This is a genomic window from bacterium (assembly GCA_021371935.1).
Classification (GTDB): Bacteria; Armatimonadota; UBA5829; order UBA5829; family UBA5829; genus UBA5829.
Window position 1 is genome coordinate 1 of sequence record JAJFVF010000009.1, and the last position, 18,603, is coordinate 18,603.

The following is an 18,603-nucleotide window of genomic DNA, read 5'->3' on the forward strand; positions in this document are numbered from 1 at the left end:
CCTTGCATGGTCGCCGGACGGACAGAACTACGGCATCGACAAAGACAAACGACTGTGGCTGGAGATGTGCGGCAGGTCCTATTAAGCAAAAAAGAGCGCACTGCCTATATGGCAGCCGCTCTTTTTATTGAAAATGAGTTCAGAGATTATTTTTTTGCTTCTTCCATAGCATCTATGAATTCGCGTAAACTGCTTAGCTTCTCAAGCTCGAAGTGCGCGTCAATGCATTCGTGGATGTCTATTCTGCCCATCTTTTCAAACCTTGGCTTATCTTCGGGTTTGATCTCGCTCGGGATATCATTGAGGATTCCATCTTCCCAGTCCTCCTGCTTTACAAACTGTTCACCGAGCTTCTTGCAGCGGGGGCATCGGTACTTGACATACACAAAACTGGGACCAATCAAACGAAGATAGTAGCCTGTCTGCATTACGTCCTTTGCAAGCACACGTTGTCCGCAGTTGCATTTGATCGCGGTTTTCATGTTTGAGCACACCTCCATGTTCTATCCATATTCCGGGGTTAGCTTCTTTGAGAACAGGAGAACTATCACAGGAATGAATTACATTTTCATTATATCACGCTAATCCGCCATTGCCAACTGAGCGGGGAAAGTTTCTTTATTTTTTCTACTGCTCGCGCATTTGCGAACGTTGACGCTGACGTGCCTTCAGTGGTATATTTTGATCAATATAAAAGTTAGGAACAGCTATGGACAAACAGATACTGAAGATTCTTGAGCGTGATGCCCGTACCTCCCCGGCGCAAATGGCCGTGATGCTGGGCAAGACCGAGGAGGAGATCGAAAAATCCATCAAGCAGATGGAGGAAGCCGGCATCATCAGACACTATAAGGCCATCATCGACTGGGAAAAGGCGGGTAAAGAACAGGTCTTCGCATTTATTGATGTGCGTGTCAGCCCGTCCCGCGGGGTCGGTTTTGACGATGTCGCCAGACGGGTCTATAAGTATCCTGAAGTCCATTCGGTATATCTGGTTTCGGGCGATTATGACTTGAGAGTCGTCGTCGAAGGCAAGACCATGCGCGATGTCGCATTTTTTGTTGCGGAGAAGCTCTCCACCCTTGAGGGAGTCCTTTCAACAAAGTCCAGTTTCCTGCTGAAAAAATATAAGATGGACGGTGACATTTTCGAGGAACCCGCAGCAGAAGAAGACAGATTGGCCGTCGCTCCATAAGTCGCTCATCAGTTGTCGACGCTTGATCGTCAGCAGGCAACTGATGATCGAGCATAAAAGAAACTGAGAGAGGCAGCAATGAAACCAATATCCAAAGTCGTTTGCACGACACCTGCGTCGGGAATACGCAGGTTCTTTGATATAGTATCCCAAATGCAGGATGTAATCTCGCTGGGGGTAGGCGAACCGGATTTCGACACTCCATGGCGGATAACCGAGGCCTGCATATATTCGCTCGAGCGAGGCAAGACTCACTACACCTCCAACTACGGCACCATCGAACTGCGGCGGGCTATTGCCGATTATCTGCGCAAGCACGAATATCTGTCATACAACCCCGACAATCAGATATTGATAACGGTAGGCGTAAGTGAAGGCATGGATCTTGCCATGCGCGCCATACTAAACCCAGGCGATGAGGTCATCATACCGGAACCATGCTTTGTGGCATATAAGCCTTGTGTCAGCTTTGCTGGAGGCGTGCCTGTGCCGGTCTGTTCTTATATGGAAAATGGGTTTGCGGTAGAACCGGAGCAGATCGAGGCTGCGATTACTCCAAAAACCAAAGCTGTCTGGATCAGTTACCCGACAAACCCTACCGGCGGGGTGGCTTCGCGCAATGCACTGGAGCAGATCGTCAAAATAGCAGTCAAGCATGACCTCTACATAATCTCGGATGAAATATACGACCGCCTCACTTACGACGGACGTCATACGTGTGTGCCAACCATTCCTGGAGCATACGAGCGCACGATCCTGCTCAACGGTTTTTCCAAGGCATATGCAATGACCGGCTGGCGGATTGGTTACGCATGCGGCTCACCGGATATAATTGAGGCGATGATGAAGATCCATCAATACGGCATGATGTGCGCGCCGGTGATGGCGCAGGTCGCCGCTCTGGAAGCCATAAAGAACGGTTACGAAGACAGCGAGAGCATGATCGAACAATACAGCCAGCGCAGACGGGTGATAGTACAGGGACTCAACGATGCTGGGCTTACATGCCTGATGCCCAGGGGAGCGTTCTACGTTTTCCCATCCATAAAGGAAACCGGCCTGAGTTCAGAGGAGTTCGCTGAAAAGCTCTTGTTTGAGGAAAAAGTAGCCGTTGTGCCGGGAAATGCTTTTGGTGAGTGCGGAGAAGGCCATATCCGCTGCTCGTACGCGACTTCTATAGAAAAGATCGAGCTGGCAATCGAACGTATCGCGCGTTTCGTGCGTAAATTGAAATAATCGCTTTCTGCCGGGGTGTATGTCAGCTTAACGGAATTTGTATTGAGGGTGAAACCCTCAAACTTCCACCAGAGACTCTGTCTCTGGGCTCTGCAAGGAAACCCGGTTTCCTTGACCTTCTGACCCGAACTTGATTGTCCCCCTTTTTGTGGGGGACAATCAAGTTCGAGATGGGGGTCCAGGGGCCACTCGGCTCCTGGCGGGTTCAAAGGGCAGCGCCCTTTGCGGGGGATTGGGGGCAAAGTCCCCATCTCAAGTCTCGGTAAATATGACGTATCCCCCAGCATAAGGGGAATATATCTCAAGGAAGGTCGCTTATGAAGTCAGGAAAGTTTTTCGCTCTTGCGCTTGTCTGCATGATGATGGCCGGTGTGCTTGTGCTACCCGCAGTGGCAGAAGAGCCAATCAAGGATCAGGTCAAGTGTTACACCACGTTTGACGACACATATCTCTATGTCGCCGTTTCAGTCGACTGCCCTGATATTCGGGCGACCCATTCGGCTCCAAATGCAGATGTCACCGGCGACGACAGCGTCACTGTGTTTGTCGATACCAGCGAGCAACGCTTCAGCAAAATCGGTCCTACGTGTTTTTCGATGACCGTTTCACCGGCGGGCGGCGCTCAGTTCAGGTCGGGCAGTGACTCTGGTGTGCTGGAACCAGAGACCATATGGACGTTCAAATACGGTAATAATGTGCAGGGCACTCTCAATAACGGTGACGATATTGACCAGGGCTACAGCATGGAGATGGCAATCCCATGGGCTGTGATGAACGTCAATAAGCTCTCGCCCGGCGATATGATGGGCTTCAACTTAATAGTCCGCAGGCATGGTGATAAACCCAACGACTTTGTGAGCCTTTCGCAGAATGTCAAAACTGAGGCGGATGTGCTCGACCCGGCAAAGTGGTCGAAGATAGTGTTTGCCAACTATTCCTTCGGCGTGGCGACCGCAAGTTGGGACAAGATACTCTCGGCGCGATATATCTCCCGTGCACCGCTCATAAATGGTGTGATTGCAGATAAAGAGTGGCACAAGAACACATCATACTCTATGGATATGCCCGTACCGGAGGGCTTTATATATGAGGCAAAGTTTCCGGTGCAGCCACTCATTATAGCCAGGTATGAATATAACTACCAGGCAGACAAGCGTAAAGCTGCACCCGTATCGGGCATAACAGCAGCAGACGGCATACCCGCTCTTATCGACTTTCCAATAGAAAATGCCGGGCCATGGTTCAGTTATGACAGAGTGCAGTGGCATAAACAGCAGCTTTCTGATATGATCGCGGCTGGCATTGATGTTGTTGCGCCGTTATATAGCGGCGATGCTGCAAGCCGTGCCGGATATGCTGATAAGGGTCTGGACTGCCTGGTGAGCGCACTTGAGGAACTAAGGGCTGAGGGTAAGCCTTACCCAAGAGTTGCTCCGGAACTTTGTTTGAGAGGCAATGAATCACAAAATGAGGCTTACGGTTTTATAAAGAGCTTCTTTGATCGCGTACCGAATGACTTCCGCGCGCAGGCTCAGACCACAAAACCTGGCGCTGGAAAGCTCGGTGCCATCGTGTTATTGAAACCGGATATGCCCCCCTTGCTGTCAGCATCCTGCAGCGAGCAGTTTGAGAAAGACTACGGCTGCCCGCTGGTATTTGATTCGGCTGATTTTGGTGCAATGAGCAAGGTCGTGCCTGGATTTGATAATTGCACGCTGGAAACCAATATTCCCTTTTTGTGTTCCAGAATGAATGGCGAGTTTTATGACAAACAGTGGGCATCTGCTGTAGAGAAGAAGTCGAACTGGGTGCTCTGCGACTCCTGGAACGATTTCTCCGCAGGCACAGACATCTGCTCTTCGCGCCAATATGACGGCAAATACACCGACGCCACGGCCAATAATTCAAAGCGCTTCCATGGCAATAAGGACTTCGACGCACAGTATCTCAGGGTGAGCGTGCCGCCTGTTCTCGGTTCCAAGCAGATTGCCCAGGCCGAGCTTGAGATCAAAAACATCGGCAACTCACCATGGCGGGTCTCCGAGGGCTATGCGCTGGCATACCGCTGGTATAAGAGCGGCAGATATTACGGCGAGAGCAAGGTGCGTGTGCCAATAGGCAAAGATGTTCTGCCGGGAGAGACCATTACGATAGATGCAGGAATCGCCACAGTCAACTCTCAGGGCACCGCCATTGCGGACGGCAAATGGGAGCTTCGCATCGAACTTATCAGAACGTCAGACGGCAAATGGCTCAGCGTGCTTGGCGACCAGCCGCTGGTGGTGCCGGTGACCATAGGTGAGGTTCCTGAATGGGGCGCGACATGGCTTACCTGCAAAGGTCCGGTGATGCTCGCTGCCAACCAGGACTATCCGGTGACTGTTCGAGTCTGCAACGACGGCACACAGCCATGGCTCAAAGGTACGGCAAAACTGGGATGCAAGCTCTATAAGGTGAATTATGACGGTTCCAGCGAGGAGGTTCCGATCAAGACTGTGCGCTGCATACTCACCAAGGACTGCAAACCGGGCGAGGTCGGAGAATTTTCGTTCGATCTCAATCTTGCCGGGGCTAACAAAAAGCCTATTACGCCGAGCGATCAGTCCGAGCAATGGGATTATCAGCTTCAATTCGACATATATAACGGCAAAAACTGGCTGGGCGAAAACGGCGTCCGCACATTAAGCCGCATTGTCGATATTTACGAGAAAGACTACGGTCCCAGGATAGTGGACTGCGACCTGCCGGAAACAATCGACGCAGGCAAGACATATGAAGCCAAGGTGGTCGTGCGCAATACAGGTGCGCAGAACTGGGACCGCAAGCGCACAAAGATAGGATATCATTGGTATTATCTGGACGGCTCAGAAATGCTCTGGGACGGCATCACAACCCCCATCAAGCAGAATATTCAGCCCGGCTGGCCGATTGTGGTCACAGCTCAGGTCAAAGCGCCTGAGTATGACGGCCAGTATGTGCTGGTTTGGGATGTAATGATAGATGATCAGTGGCTTTCGGCCGGACCGCTGAGCCGTGGTGGAGATATTCTGCCTGTGAGCGTGGAAGTCAGGAGTGGCAGGTTGGTTTTTGCTGACTTAAGCGGTCTTTGTGATGTTGCGCTCTCAAGCCCGGATACGGACAGGACATCAGGCGATTTCGACGGCAAGGGCTCGAGTTTTCCATCCGAGATGATCCCCCCGGACTCAGGCATGACCAAAGAAGTCAAGCGCATCTATCCGACCGGCTACAACTGGCTGAGCCAGGATCAGCCCGAGGGCAGGATCAGCTTTATGTATCCCGACAAGACTCCGGGCACCTCCGGCGCACTTGCCTGCAGCGGTCAAAAAGTGACGTTCGAGGCGGGATCATATAAGTCGTTGCACATATTGGCTGCGTCTACCAGTGGTGACACATCCGGCGATATATCGCTGGACTATGCAAAGAACCCACAGACTGTGTCACTGCAGATCAGCGATTGGAGTAAAGGGCCTTCTCATGGCGAGAAGATCGGGTTTGCCGCGAGGCATCGACACAGTCATGGGGGCGATGAAGTCGGCACTCCTTGCTATCTATACGAATATGCCGTCCCGCTTGATGAATCAAGCATACTGGCCGGAATAATGCTGCCAGAAAATCCCGATATCAAAGTGGTGGCCGTGACTCTCGAACGCGCGGAAGCTCCAGTCGCAAAACCTGATAATGCTAAGAGATAAACAGGTGAATTATAAGATATTTGTTGACGGACAAGAAGGAACCACCGGGCTGAAGATCCACGACTATCTTTCTGTGAGAAAAGATATCGAGGTACTCAAGATTGACCATGACAAGCGCAAAGACATCAATGCCAAGAGAGCGCTGTTAAATGAGGTGGACGTTGTTTTTCTTTGTCTGCCCGATGATGCAGCGCGCGAGTCGGCGTCTCTTGTTACAAATCCAAACACTCGCGTTATAGATGGAAGTACTGCTCATCGAGTCGATCCCGACTGGGTCTATGGTCTGCCGGAGCTGAATAAGCAGCAGAGAGAAAGAATACGCGAGGCCAAAAGAGTCACGGTTCCTGGTTGCCATGCAACTGGATTCGTGATTGCAATGTATCCTCTTGTTTGTCAGGGTATTGTCCCAAAGGATTATCCGGTTGTATGTCATTCCATTACAGGCTATAGCGGCGGCGGACGATCATTGATAGCGCAGTATGAAACAGCCACAACCGACCCGAAAGCGCCAAAGCATTATGCACTTGGACTGAACCATAAACACCTTCCCGAGATGCAAAAGGTTGTCGGCTTGGATAACCCGCCGGTTTTTACTCCCACTGTGGCGGATTACTATAATGGCATGACAGTCTCGATTCCGCTGATTCCGCGACTGTTAAGTAGGGTTGTCACACCAAGCGATGTGGCAGAAATTTTATCAGAATATTATGCAGACGAGAAATTCATACAGGTAATGCCAGCCGACCAAGACAGTATCGATACACTCGGCTGTAATGGCACAAACAGGGTTGAGCTGTTTGTTTTCGGTAATAAAGATCGGATTTTGCTGATTTCAAGGCTGGATAATCTTGGCAAAGGAGCCTCTGGGGCTGCAGTTCAGAATATGAACATTATGCTGGGTGTTGACGAGTCAGCAGGCATTGCTTGCTAACACAATGAAGGTATTGTAACCCAGTTGATCCCAAAGGCATTGTGTATTCTCATGCACTTCGACGTCTGGCAAACCCTGCCAAACCGACAATACCACACATTATTGCCAATATGCCGGCAGGCTCAGGAACTTGCGACAAGTTATAGGGAGTAAGCAGAGCGCCGGGTGTATTGGCTGCAAGTGAAGAAGTCAGGGTGTCTCCAAACTCCGACCAGGCTTCACGTCCTGATTCGTTGAAAGAGTTTTCAACTTCTGCGGTAATTTTAATCATTGTCTCCACGACAAGATAATCACCTACCGCTGCCTGCGCTGCGACATTCATCTGACCATCGACATCTGCACTTGTTGTGGAATAGTTCGTGTATCTGTCGCAGCCGAGATAGCTCTCCTGCATTCCCATTTCATATATGCTCGTTACGTCCGACCAGTCCAGATAGGAAGCCCCTCCGTTGAATGTAGAGAAATCTGCCTCGGTCAACTTGGATACAAACATAACTGCATCAACACTGGTGCTGCTCGCGTCAGCATTGTTCTCGTTTTGAAACTCGCCATTTATCGTGGCATTTGCTTCAATATCTACTATGTCTCCTGTCGAAAGTGTGCCATCCGACTGAACCTGCACCAGACGACTCATGTATGCATAACATGAGGCATACCCCCAGGTCGACGGCGGCGGATAAGATATATCATGACCCAACCATGGGACATATATGCTGTATGGCTCGGTGGGTCCTCCATAGTTTCGTGCACCTGTCCGAATGCCTATCGTGCCTGTGGCAGGGTCCACATTAGCGGTGCTCCAACCCATGCATGTCCCTGGGTTGATAATAATCCCAGTGGAGCCGGAAGTCCACCACTCGGATCCGCTCGTTAAGGACGTTGTGCCTTTACATTCCGAGGCCTCAATAGTCCAATTGCCGTAAGGACCAGGGTCGGCTTGACCCGAATCGGTTCTTGCCCCGCACTGCGTTTCGATTTCAGTGTAGCAGTAGTAAGGCCCTTCCAACGCCAGAGAGTTTGTAATGCATATCATACTAAGTATCAGCATAATGCTGAAGAATAATACAAACCTGACCATTGCCCGTCTCCCCTCTTGCTACAAATGACCATTGCAAGCTCTGCAAAAAGCGTGCCAAACTGTTATATTTAACAGCAGAGTTTCATATAGCACAAAGAATTTTTAACATTGCTTAAGCTGTAGTGTTCAATAATCTGATGGTGTTGAACATATTTTCCGCTTGATCGGGTGTTTGGCACGCATTATTCACGGGGAGCGTGAATAATGCTCTCGGAGCCCTTATTATGCGGGAAGCGCATAATAAGGGCTAGACGAAACATAGTAATAGCCGGCATATACAGCTTTTTAGCTTATGAAGTAGCCCATCTCAGGCGCAGGCACAAGATGGGCTGAATTGCAGTGGGAGCTATTGAGGATTTACTCAGCCCGTAATTACCAGGTCATCGAGTGTTTTTCGATGTTTTTCTCTGGGCACATCTGCCGGATATCCCAACGGAGTGAATATGGCCGGGACCAGATCATCAGGAATATTCAATACTTCGCGTGCTGCCTCAGGATCGAATGCTGCTATCCAACATGTGCCCAATCCCAGATCAGTGGCGGCTAGTATGAGATGGTCCATTACAATTGCGAGATCGATATCGGCATGGTTCTTATTGTCATAATTGCGAACCCACGCTTGGGATGGAACCGTGCATCCGCAGATGATAACAGGAGCCTGGACGAACCAATCAGCTTTATATATCTTTCTGAGTTCGTTTTCTCTGCCGCGCGTTTTAGCCACAATCAGTTTGAACGGCTGTATATTACATGCTGTTGGAGCCAGCCGTGCCGCATCAAGCACTTTTTGAAGTTTATCGTCTTCGACAGGCTTCGATGTGTACGCGCGCACGCTGTATCGTTTTGCTATAAGTTCGTCAAACTCCATGACAACCTCCTTTACCCGCAATTACGGACTCATACACTAACCCGCATTATTCACGAGAAACGTGAATAATGCTCTCGGAGACCCGTATTATGCGCTTTACGCATAATACGGGCTAATGCATTTCTACTTCACATCTGCCGATTCCGCCCCGGAAGTAGTTGAACTGCACATTCGGGTGCAGAGCCAGCAGAGACATAGGCACGGCGCTGTCGGCAATCTTTTTACCGATCATATATGCTGTCAGCCTCTGACCGAAGGGATTATCGTGCATACCCGCCTGCCAGATGGATATTTTCTCGGCTTTCCAGGTTTGGACGGGTCCGACACTCACAGCCTGATTCGGTACAAGGTCTACTTTTCCGCCGCCGGATGTGCGTGCATTTTGCATTACAGTCACTGGATGCAGGTCCACCACACGTGTCGAAAGCTTCAGGTATTCCTCCGGAGTCGGCGGGTTATCCTTATAAGCCCCCTCGCGCCTTACGGGGTCGTTGAACGCCCAGTGCTTGGTATCACCCTGGCCGCCCTGCATAATCGCACACCTGACTCCTTCCCAGCTCTTGACGTATTCCGCCGGGTCGGCCTTAGGGAAATGCATATTGGATGCAGGCATAGCCAGTTCAGGTTTGATCCTATTGAAACACAGTTCCTTGTCCGCCTTGGCAAACGAGAGAGGATGACCTTCGGGAGCTTCTTTGCCGTCGATTATCCACTCGTCCATTCCCCAGAAGTGACAGTCTTTGAGGTCTAGACCTATGGAGTTGACTATACGAGCAACCAAAGGTAGCTGCTCTGTAGGGCCTATGGGTCCACAGATACCTACGGGATTATCTGGTGTAGATTGCTTCCAAGCCTCAATATATTCCAGAGCCTCGGCGCAGTAGAACTCCTCGAGAGTGTCATAAAAGACGACTTTGAATCCGGGTCGGGACAAAGCGATCATATCATCTATGGTCAGCTTTGCCGCTTCATCCAGGATTGCCTGGTCAATAGTAGTATAATCCCACCAATCGGGGGCGATTTTGCTTAAAGGTCTTGCCATTTCCTTCTCCTGTGCAATAGTGTTTATCCTACTTTAGGTGCTTGAACTGCGGCAGCAATTCTTTGTTTGCCTCGAACATCTCGTCAACCATCTGCTTGGTTTCCTCCATACTCAAAACTGCCGAGGTTAATGGGTCGAAGAGAATTGCATGGAAGATCATGGTCGGGTCTCCGGCAAGGCATCCCTCGACTGCCAATTCTTCGCATCGTGCGCTGATATTGTTCAGCAGGGCAAGCTGAGCGGGCAGTGCGCCGACATGCATGGGATCAAGACCACGCTTTGACGCCAGCACAGGTACTTCGACACAGCAGCCCTCCGGCAGATTGTCTATCAGGTTGAAATTGCGCACATTGCCGTTGAACTGATACAGAGCGCCGTCACCAAACGTAGCATTGAAGATGAGAGAGGCATACTCATGACCTCTTTTGAGTTCCACAGGCTTAGCCAGTTCTTCTTTGATGTTATCACGCCACGTATCGGCAACTTTCTGATACTCATTAAGTATATACGCATGATGACCTGGATTCCAATAGGTGCCGTGCGTGCAGTATTTCTCGATTAGGTCAGGGCGCTTGCGAAACCATGCGACATACTCGGAGTTATGTCCACTGGACTCCGTGACATAATAACCCAAGTGTTTGAACATTTCATTGCGCACCTGCTCAGTATTCCATATCTCCGGTTTTTTGAGAGCCTCACGCAATAGAGGGTATGCGTCTTTGCCGTTCCACTTGTAATCGAGATACCATGCCTGATGGTTGATTCCTGCGCAGTGGTATGTGATCTCGTCTTTTGGTGCGCCGATCCACTCGGCAAGCATCTCGGCAGTGCCCTGGACACTGTGACAGAGTCCCGTGACATTTACGCTGCTGACACCCTGCATTGCCCTGCATAGCATTGCCATAGGGTTTGTATAGTTGAGCACCACAGCGTCCGGGCAGTAGCGCTCTATGTCTTTGCAGAACTCCAACATCACCGGAATCGTTCTGAGCGCCCGGAAGATGCCGGCTGGTCCGCGGGTGTCGCCGACATTGATATCGACCCCATATTTCATTGGTATCTCGATATCGCTTCTGAATACATCAACTCCACCCTGAAGTATGGTAATGACGACTCCGTCCGCTCCCTTGAGAGCCTCAGCTCGATCCGTGGTTGTTACAACCTTTGCCGGATAATCGCCTGCTTTGATGATATTGTCGACTGCAGATTTAATGAAGCTCAGACGCTCCTTGTCAATGTCCATTAATGCAATTGTGCTGTCCGCCAGTGCGGGGAATGTCAAAATGTCACGCACCAGTCCTCTGGTGAATACAAAACTGCCAGCTCCAATAAATGCGATTTTTGCCAATGTCCTATATCTCCTTACTTAAGACCTATTTGAAATGCTTGAACTGTGGAAGCCAGTTTTTATTGGCTTCAAACATCTTATCTACCATATCTCTGATCTCCTGCATGCTGAGGATTGCAGAAGTTAGCGGATCGAATAGAATTGCCTGGAAGACCATAGTCGGGTCTCCGGCAAGAGAGCCTTCGACCGCCAGTTCTTCACATCGCGCGGTGATGTTATTTAGTAATGCAAGCTGAGCAGGCAATGGCCCAATATGGATAGGGTCGAGCCCACGCTTTGAAGCCAATACCGGAACCTCCACACAGCAGCCTTCCGGCAGGTTATCGATCAGCCCGAAATTGCGGACATTGCCGTTGAACTCGAAGAGATCACCGTCACCGAATGTGGCATTGAAGATACTGGCAGCATATTCGTTACCCCGATTGAGGTCTATCGGCTTTTCAAGCTCATTTTCTATATTGTTTCGCCAGTTGTTTTGTCGCTCAGCATATCTTCGCACTATAAGACCATGCTCACCATAGTTACCGGTACCCGATGAGCAATACTTCTCGATAAGCTCAGGCCGCTTGCGGAACCATGCTACATACTCTGAGCTGTGCCCGCTCGACTCGGTGACATAATAGCCGAGATGGATAAACATCTCATTTCGGACTTTCTCTTCATTGTATACTTCCGGCCTCTTCATAGCTTCGCGGACCAGAGGATATGCGTCCCTACCATTCCATTTGAAGTCGAGATACCATGCCTGATGGTTCAAACCCGCGCAGCGGTATGTAGTCTCTCCCTCTGGAACTCCAATCCAGCGGGCAAGTATTCCCGCCAGCGCCTGAACGCTGTGGCAAAGGCCCGTAACATTTACATTGGTAGCGCCCTGCATTGCCCGGCAGAGCATTGCCATTGGGTTGGTATAGTTAAGGACGGTTGCGCCCGGGCAGTAGCGCTCAATATCCCGGCAGATATCCAGCATCACCGGTATGGTCCTGAGCGCTCTAAAAATACCGGAGGGCCCGCGCGTATCACCGATATTTATATCGATGCCGTACTTCATAGGGATCTCGACATCGTTTCTGAAGACATCGACCCCGCCCTGAAGAATGGTAATAACAACCCCATCTGCGTCTTTTAGCGCTTCAGAGCGGTCAGTCGTGGCTATTACCTTTGCCGAGTAATTGCCGGATTCAATTATCGTGTCCACTGCGTTCTTGACAAAGTCCAATCGTTCATTATCTATATCCATAAGAGCGATTGTGGTGTCTGCAAGAGCAGGAAATGTCAGGATATCTCGTACCAGGTCTCTGGTAAAGAGAAAACTGCCAGCTCCAATAAATGCGATTTTTGCCAATGCCCCATATCTCCTTAAGCTGCTTGCTTTTTCGGCAACATACCGGACTAACTATTGTGTTGAAAACTGAATGCTCAGATTCCTTCTATTTGCAAACATGATGTAAAATTTATTGTGGCACTTTCGGCCACTATCATGCGAGACAGGAGAAGATTATACTATATCGCCACTCAGGCATGTTATCTCAAATTCTATCCAAATCTTGACGTTCATTGCTGTATATGCTACTCTATATTGGTGCTGCCGGATAGCTCAGTTGGAAGAGCGACTGACTCTGGATCAGTAGGTCCAAGGTTCGAGCCCTTGTCCGGCAGCCAAAATTATTTCTTGGAACAGTTAATATACCCTGTCGATATGATCGGCAGGGTATAGTTATTTATTAGCCAAACCGTCACCACGAAAGACAACCAGGGAAAAACGAAATATTGATCATCTGTGCTACCAGATGCAATTGGGCATACTCAGGAAGAATGAGTCGGATTGACATCGAGCTAGCCTTGACAATGTGGCGGTCTGCACGTATGATGAGTTAGATAGGCCGCCGGATCCTCCCGTGCGGTTCGCGAATCACAAGAGGGGAATACAATGAGTAAGTTTTCTCAGCTTGCAAAGCCGGCTATCGTGCCGCCTCTGCATAAAGATTTCGCCCCTGCGGCAATTGTAAACCGCGCATTTTTGCGTATGGTCGAAGAGTCGGGCGAGGGCGTGAAACTGGTTATCGCGCTTGAAAGAGGCGATGGATCAGTATCCGTATTCAACACAAAATGCTTTGCCGAAGGCTCGGCAAATTCCGACCTCAATTTGCCGTTTGCAGAACGTGTGGTCAAGACACTGCTCTGGCAGCGCGGCGGATGGAAAGTCATTGTCGGTGGACCAAAGAGTGTCGGCGAACACATAAAGAATGTGTATTCATCCACCGGAGAACGTAAATTCGACGCCGATTTTATGGGCGGAGTGTATGAGAAGCCGTTTACTGTGGAGGTAACCGACGCGGACAAGGTTCCAGCGCCCTCAGAAGGCACCATGCCCCTGGGCGGCCACCTTGACGGATGCAGAATAGGTTTCGACCTCGGCGCAAGCGACCGCAAAGTCTCCGCAGTAATTGATGGTGAGGCGGTCTACACTGAGGAAGTCAACTGGGACCCTCGCAATGCCACAGACCCGGCTTATCATTATAATGAGATCAATACTGCTCTCAAAACAGCCGCATCACATATGCCCAGGGTCGACGCGGTCGGCGGAAGCTCGGCTGGTGTATATATCAACAATCGCCCACGTGTGGCATCTCTCTTCAGGGGTGTGCCGAAAGATAAGTTCGACAAGATCGCAAGTCTGTTTATCGACCTCAAGAAAGAATGGGGTGGGATTCCGTTTGATGTGGTCAACGACGGTGAAGTCACCGCGCTTGCCGGAGCCATGTCCTTGAAAGACGATTCAGTGCTTGGCGTGGCTATGGGTTCGAGTGAAGCAGGCGGATATGTGACTCCTGCCGGCGAGATTACATCATGGCTCAATGAGGTTGCATTCATTCCGGTTGACTATGGAGACAATGCTCCCGCGGACGAATGGTCTGGTGATTTGGGCTGCGGCGCGCTGTATTTCTCTCAACAGGCCGTTTTCAGACTCGCAAAGGTTGCGGGTATCGAGATTGATGAGGGCCTGGGTCTTGCCGAGAAGCTCAGATCGGTACAGGATCTGCTAAACGCAAATGATGAGAGAGCGATCAAGATTTGGGAGAGCATCGGCGTGTTTACGGGCTATGGCATTGCGCACTATGCGATGTTCTATGAACTCAAGCATGCGCTCGTCCTTGGCCGCGTAACTTCGTTCGATGGCGGAAACATCATTCTTGCTCAGGCAAAGAAGGTTCTCGAAACCGAGTTCCCTGAACTTGCCAAAAAGATAGAACTACATCTGCCTGATGAGAAGATTCGCCGCATCGGTCAGGCTGTTGCCGCGGCAAGCCTGCCGGTTATACCGCACTGATTTTGTAGGATCACAGAAACACTTAATAAGGGGAAACATGGAATCTAATTATCGTGTTTCCCCTTTTGTGCACCTATTACCTAAGATAATGTAACACAGCCTTTGCGGTAATGTTAAGTTGTTCTTACATGCCCCGTTTGAGCTTGACTGCCCGATGTTGTTTCCCGTAGCATGAAAACAAGAAAGATTGGAGATATGTCATGCGAAGAACCAAGATTGTATGCACCATCGGACCTGCGAGCAACTCACCAGAAAAAATAATGAAGTTGATAAAGGCCGGAATGAATGTAGCCAGGCTCAACTTCTCTCACGGAACCTATGACGAACACCTTGCTCAGATAAAACTTATCCGGCGAATATCTGAAAAACTCGGCAAGACCGTCGGGATTCTTCAGGACCTCTCGGGACCCAAAATACGCATCGGCAAGATAGCCAAGGCGCCTGTCATGCTCACCGCAGGGCAGACATTTACTTTTACATCATCCGACGTCGAAGGTAACGCCGAGCATGTCACGCTACCGTTTCCAAATCTTGCAGCTCAGGTCAAAAAAGGCCAGATGATCTATGTGGACGATGCCAAACTGGAGTTTAAGGTCACCTCGACTGATGCACAAAACATAGTTACAAAGGTCGTAATAGGAGGCGAACTCTACTCGAACAAGGGCTTCACCGTGCCGGGTGCTGATTATGATGTGCCGGGTGTGACCCAAAAGGATAAAAATGATCTGCGCTTCGGCCTGGAGCATGGAGTTGACTGGGTCGCCAGTTCATTCGTGCGCTCGGCGGATGATATCAAGCCTCTGAGAAAGGTGATGAGAGAGGTCGGCAAGCGTGTGCCCGTCATTGCGAAGATAGAGCAGCCTGAGGCCGTGCGCAATATGATCAGTATTATCGAGGAATATGATGGGGTCATGGTCGCTCGTGGAGACTTGGGCATCGAGCTGCCTATAGACGAGGTGCCGACTATTCAAAAAAACATTATCCGGCACTGCAACCGTCTCGGCAAACCTGTAATCACAGCTACTCAAATGCTCGACTCGATGATCTCTAATCCACGTCCCACTCGCGCCGAGGTTACCGATGTCGCCAACGCCATCATAGACGGGACGGATGCTACCATGCTCTCCGGCGAGACGGCAATGGGCAAGTTTCCCATAGAGACTGTGCAGATGATGGACAAGATCGCGCGCAGCACTGAAAAATCGCTGGACTATAAAAGCATCACCGAAAGGCGTATGGCATATCCGACTCACGACACGACCGAGGCCATTGGTGAAGCTGCGGCCAAGCTGGCGCATGACATAAAAGTATCCGCAATCGTTACCTGCACATATGGCGGCACAACAGCCCGTCTGGTGAGCAAATATCGACCTGAGGCTCAAATTATCGCGGCTGCCTCAAATGATGAGACAGCCCGGCGTCTGGCTCTTTCTTGGGGAGTCAGCCCCATTTTTGTCGAGATGGCTAAAGACACAGATGGTTTGATCGAAAACGCCGTAGAAGCTGCATGCGATAACAAACTGGTAAAGAAAGGTGACACCGTACTGGTAATTGCGGGAGTGCCCGTGGGAATCCCCGGCAATACGAGTTTAATTAGGGTTCTGACTGTGGAATAATTAGCAAATCTTGCAAGAAAGGGTATAAATCATACGGCCCGTATGCAACCGCCCCAACCCCGGAGTGCGGTTGTAGCGGGCCGTATTGGTCTTAGCGCGCATTATTCACGAGAAACGTGAATGATGCGCAGCCCGGACCCGAAATATGCTCGACGAGCATAATTCGGGTTAGGATTTTTCTTCCCAACTCGGAATACCCTCGGATTTACTCGGTGTGCCACCTGCTTGAGTGCCGCCAGCCGGGACACCGCCGGTCACTTTGGTTCCTGTGATGCCGCCGGTTGCGGATATCTCGTCTCCACTCTCGTAAAGGTCCTCTTCATCGATATCGAATTCCAATCCAATGAATCCTCGCCTGTGGGTCTTCTCAACATCCTCTTCACTGGTAAGTCCATAAGTGCCATGTCTCGTTCGTCCCTTTTCGGGTGTTTCACCTGCCGGTGTGCCGATTTGGGCACGTTCCTGCGCTGGGGTCCTGCCTTCCATATCGCGTTCATCTGTCATAGCCAACACCCCTTTCAGGAAAGATAATGAATCCATATTGTCTTTACCCTTCAGGCATGAGAAATATGTGAGCCGGACATCATTGACTTATGGACTGACGGCGGGATGCTAATATTTACTCTGTTGATTACTACCTGATTGACCCCAGAAAAGATGAACATTTCCAGGCTGCTGTTGTGCATCATCCTTTGGCGCTACGTAAACCCTGCCCTTTTCGGGAGTGGCTGTTATGGTTACGACAAAATCGACTTTGCCGATGTCGAGATTGATTGATCCTGCAGCTATGTTGTAGGGCTTGCCGACATCAACTGAAGCTGCCAGATTAAAAGACTTTGTCAATTGATTCTCTGGATGTTTATCAAATGGAAAAGAAAAACGTCCTTGACCCGATAAACCAATTGTGCCGTCTGCATTCATTGATGGTACAATTGCTGCCTGCAGTAGATTGATCACTGCATAATTAAGGGTTTCTTTCTTTTCAACCGGCTTGTTGGCCGATGTCGTATAGCCCACAGATGCTTCAAGATTCAACGCTATAGGTGTCTGCTCGGCTCCCACACTCTCAGTGCTTGTATCATAGACTTTAGGACCTTGTTCAGTAGCAACAGTAATCTTTGCCGCCAGCTTAAGCCGGACAGGTCTGGGCAGCGCGTTTTCCGTATCCAGCGCGCGTATAACATCCTCTGCAGATGCGATGTCATCTTCTGTTCCCCGAAGGATGATCCTGTTGCCGCTTGTAGCTGTTACAGTCAGTGGAATGATTGAGCGTGACTTTATAAACGGTGCAATGTCTCCCGCATTTACATACTTTAGGTCAATTACTTCAGTGGCCGTACCAGCGGTCATACCCGGCATCATATCCAGCCTTGCACCGGCATTAAAGCCACTTGACGCATTAAGCGCATCAGGTGTAACAGCACAACCCATCGCACCATTAAACATCTGTTGTGGTTTTGCAGAAATCAGATAGATACCGTTATCTATTCTGTAGACAAGCCCGGCTGTCTTGCAGACCGATTTGAGTGCAACTTCGAGAGGTGCATTTTTCAGCACGGCTGTTACGCTAAGCGCATCCAAACCCTGATCCATAGTGTAGCTGATTCCTGAATTCTCAAAAATCGTATGCAGAACATCAGAAAGAGGCATGTTTTTTGCCTCGATATTTATTACTTTATCGAGCGAGTCTATCCAAATGCGTTTATCAGCGAATTTAGCCTTGGATGGTCTTAATATTTCCACCAAAGCCCGACGAAAAGGAACGTCTGTGGCTGAGTATGTCACCTTCACGCCTGAAACGCTCTTGTCGATGCTCCATCCGCTCTCACCAGCCTTTTGGAAAAGAGTATTCAAAGCCTCTTCAATAGGAGTGTCTTTGAAATCAACACTGACGGATTTGCCCAAGCGCGCAGGGTCGACAGTTATGATAACAACTCCGTTATCCTCTCTGTAAGTAAGCCCTGCTGTCTTTATCAAGGCATCTAGCGCAGTGCGTAAGCGCATATCACGGATGCTGAATGATTGGATATATCCGTCTACAATCGAATCGACTGCATAATTTATTCCTGTGCCACTAAAGAGTGCATCAAGAGCTTTTCGCGTCGATACATCTTTCAAATCAATTGTAATAGGTGTTTGCCATGGATCAGTTTTTTGCTTTTCCTCGGCGCCACATATTGCACAAGAAGTAAGCACAGCCAATACAACCAGCAAAACACTCAATAGGCGTATATATTTCATCATGACA

General features: G+C 49.8%; 14 protein-coding genes and 1 tRNA gene. 7 read left to right on the forward strand and 8 right to left on the reverse strand.

The features are described from left to right. Positions 1 to 146: 146 nt before the first annotated feature. Positions 147 to 482: a hypothetical protein gene (locus LLG46_06470; GenBank protein ID MCE5322943.1), complete on the reverse strand. Its 336-nt coding sequence runs from the start codon at positions 480 to 482 to the stop codon at positions 147 to 149. 227 nt (positions 483 to 709) lie between these two features. On the opposite strand from LLG46_06470, the gene LLG46_06475 reads away from it, so the two are divergent. The 4 genes from LLG46_06475 (at position 710) to argC (ending at position 7,075) form a co-directional block, all read left to right on the forward strand. Then, entirely contained in the window at positions 710 to 1,195 is a 486-nt protein-coding gene (locus LLG46_06475; GenBank protein MCE5322944.1) for an Lrp/AsnC family transcriptional regulator, read from the forward strand. 78 nt (positions 1,196 to 1,273) lie between these two features. Further along, positions 1,274 to 2,431 (forward strand): aminotransferase class I/II-fold pyridoxal phosphate-dependent enzyme, encoded by a 1,158-nt coding sequence (locus LLG46_06480; protein ID MCE5322945.1) that lies wholly within the window; start codon positions 1,274 to 1,276, stop codon positions 2,429 to 2,431. A gap of 317 nt (positions 2,432 to 2,748) precedes the next feature. Further along, positions 2,749 to 6,144 (forward strand): hypothetical protein, encoded by a 3,396-nt coding sequence (locus LLG46_06485; GenBank protein ID MCE5322946.1) that lies wholly within the window; start codon positions 2,749 to 2,751, stop codon positions 6,142 to 6,144. 4 nt (positions 6,145 to 6,148) lie between these two features. After that, on the forward strand, positions 6,149 to 7,075 hold the full coding sequence (argC, locus tag LLG46_06490; GenBank protein ID MCE5322947.1) for an N-acetyl-gamma-glutamyl-phosphate reductase: 927 nt from the start codon (positions 6,149 to 6,151) through the stop codon (positions 7,073 to 7,075). 49 nt (positions 7,076 to 7,124) lie between these two features. On the opposite strand, the gene LLG46_06495 is transcribed toward argC, so the two are convergent. The 5 genes from LLG46_06495 to melA (LLG46_06515) all read right to left on the reverse strand — a co-directional run bounded on the left by LLG46_06495 (position 7,125) and on the right by melA (LLG46_06515) (position 12,753). Continuing rightward, positions 7,125 to 8,153, reverse strand: a complete 1,029-nt coding sequence (locus tag LLG46_06495) for a hypothetical protein (protein ID MCE5322948.1) — start codon at positions 8,151 to 8,153, stop codon at positions 7,125 to 7,127. Positions 8,154 to 8,514: 361 nt separating this feature from the next. After that, complete coding sequence (locus LLG46_06500; GenBank protein ID MCE5322949.1) at positions 8,515 to 9,021, reverse strand: nitroreductase family protein; 507 nt, start codon at positions 9,019 to 9,021, stop codon at positions 8,515 to 8,517. Positions 9,022 to 9,133: 112 nt separating this feature from the next. After that, complete coding sequence (locus LLG46_06505; protein ID MCE5322950.1) at positions 9,134 to 10,063, reverse strand: glucosamine-6-phosphate isomerase; 930 nt, start codon at positions 10,061 to 10,063, stop codon at positions 9,134 to 9,136. A 28-nt stretch (positions 10,064 to 10,091) separates the two neighbouring features. Further along, positions 10,092 to 11,411 carry an alpha-galactosidase gene (gene melA, locus LLG46_06510; protein ID MCE5322951.1) on the reverse strand — a complete coding sequence of 440 codons (1,320 nt, stop codon included), beginning with the start codon at positions 11,409 to 11,411 and terminating at the stop codon, positions 10,092 to 10,094. Positions 11,412 to 11,436: 25 nt separating this feature from the next. Further along, positions 11,437 to 12,753 carry an alpha-galactosidase gene (melA, locus tag LLG46_06515; GenBank protein ID MCE5322952.1) on the reverse strand — a complete coding sequence of 439 codons (1,317 nt, stop codon included), beginning with the start codon at positions 12,751 to 12,753 and terminating at the stop codon, positions 11,437 to 11,439. A 241-nt stretch (positions 12,754 to 12,994) separates the two neighbouring features. Between melA (LLG46_06515) and LLG46_06520 the strand changes: the two genes are divergently transcribed. From LLG46_06520 to pyk, 3 genes are all read left to right on the forward strand, one after another. Continuing rightward, positions 12,995 to 13,070: transfer RNA gene (locus LLG46_06520), tRNA-Gln, on the forward strand. A gap of 268 nt (positions 13,071 to 13,338) precedes the next feature. After that, positions 13,339 to 14,739, forward strand: coding sequence for an ROK family protein (locus tag LLG46_06525; GenBank protein MCE5322953.1), 1,401 nt, complete (start codon positions 13,339 to 13,341; stop codon positions 14,737 to 14,739). A 200-nt stretch (positions 14,740 to 14,939) separates the two neighbouring features. Beyond that, positions 14,940 to 16,355, forward strand: a complete 1,416-nt coding sequence (pyk, locus tag LLG46_06530) for a pyruvate kinase (protein MCE5322954.1) — start codon at positions 14,940 to 14,942, stop codon at positions 16,353 to 16,355. Between the two features lie 168 nt (positions 16,356 to 16,523). On the opposite strand, the gene LLG46_06535 is transcribed toward pyk, so the two are convergent. Together LLG46_06535 and LLG46_06540 are read right to left on the reverse strand one after the other, a co-directional pair. Beyond that, complete coding sequence (locus tag LLG46_06535) at positions 16,524 to 16,859, reverse strand: hypothetical protein (protein ID MCE5322955.1); 336 nt, start codon at positions 16,857 to 16,859, stop codon at positions 16,524 to 16,526. 108 nt (positions 16,860 to 16,967) lie between these two features. Next, positions 16,968 to 18,599: a hypothetical protein gene (locus tag LLG46_06540; GenBank protein MCE5322956.1), complete on the reverse strand. Its 1,632-nt coding sequence runs from the start codon at positions 18,597 to 18,599 to the stop codon at positions 16,968 to 16,970. Positions 18,600 to 18,603 lie beyond the last annotated feature (4 nt).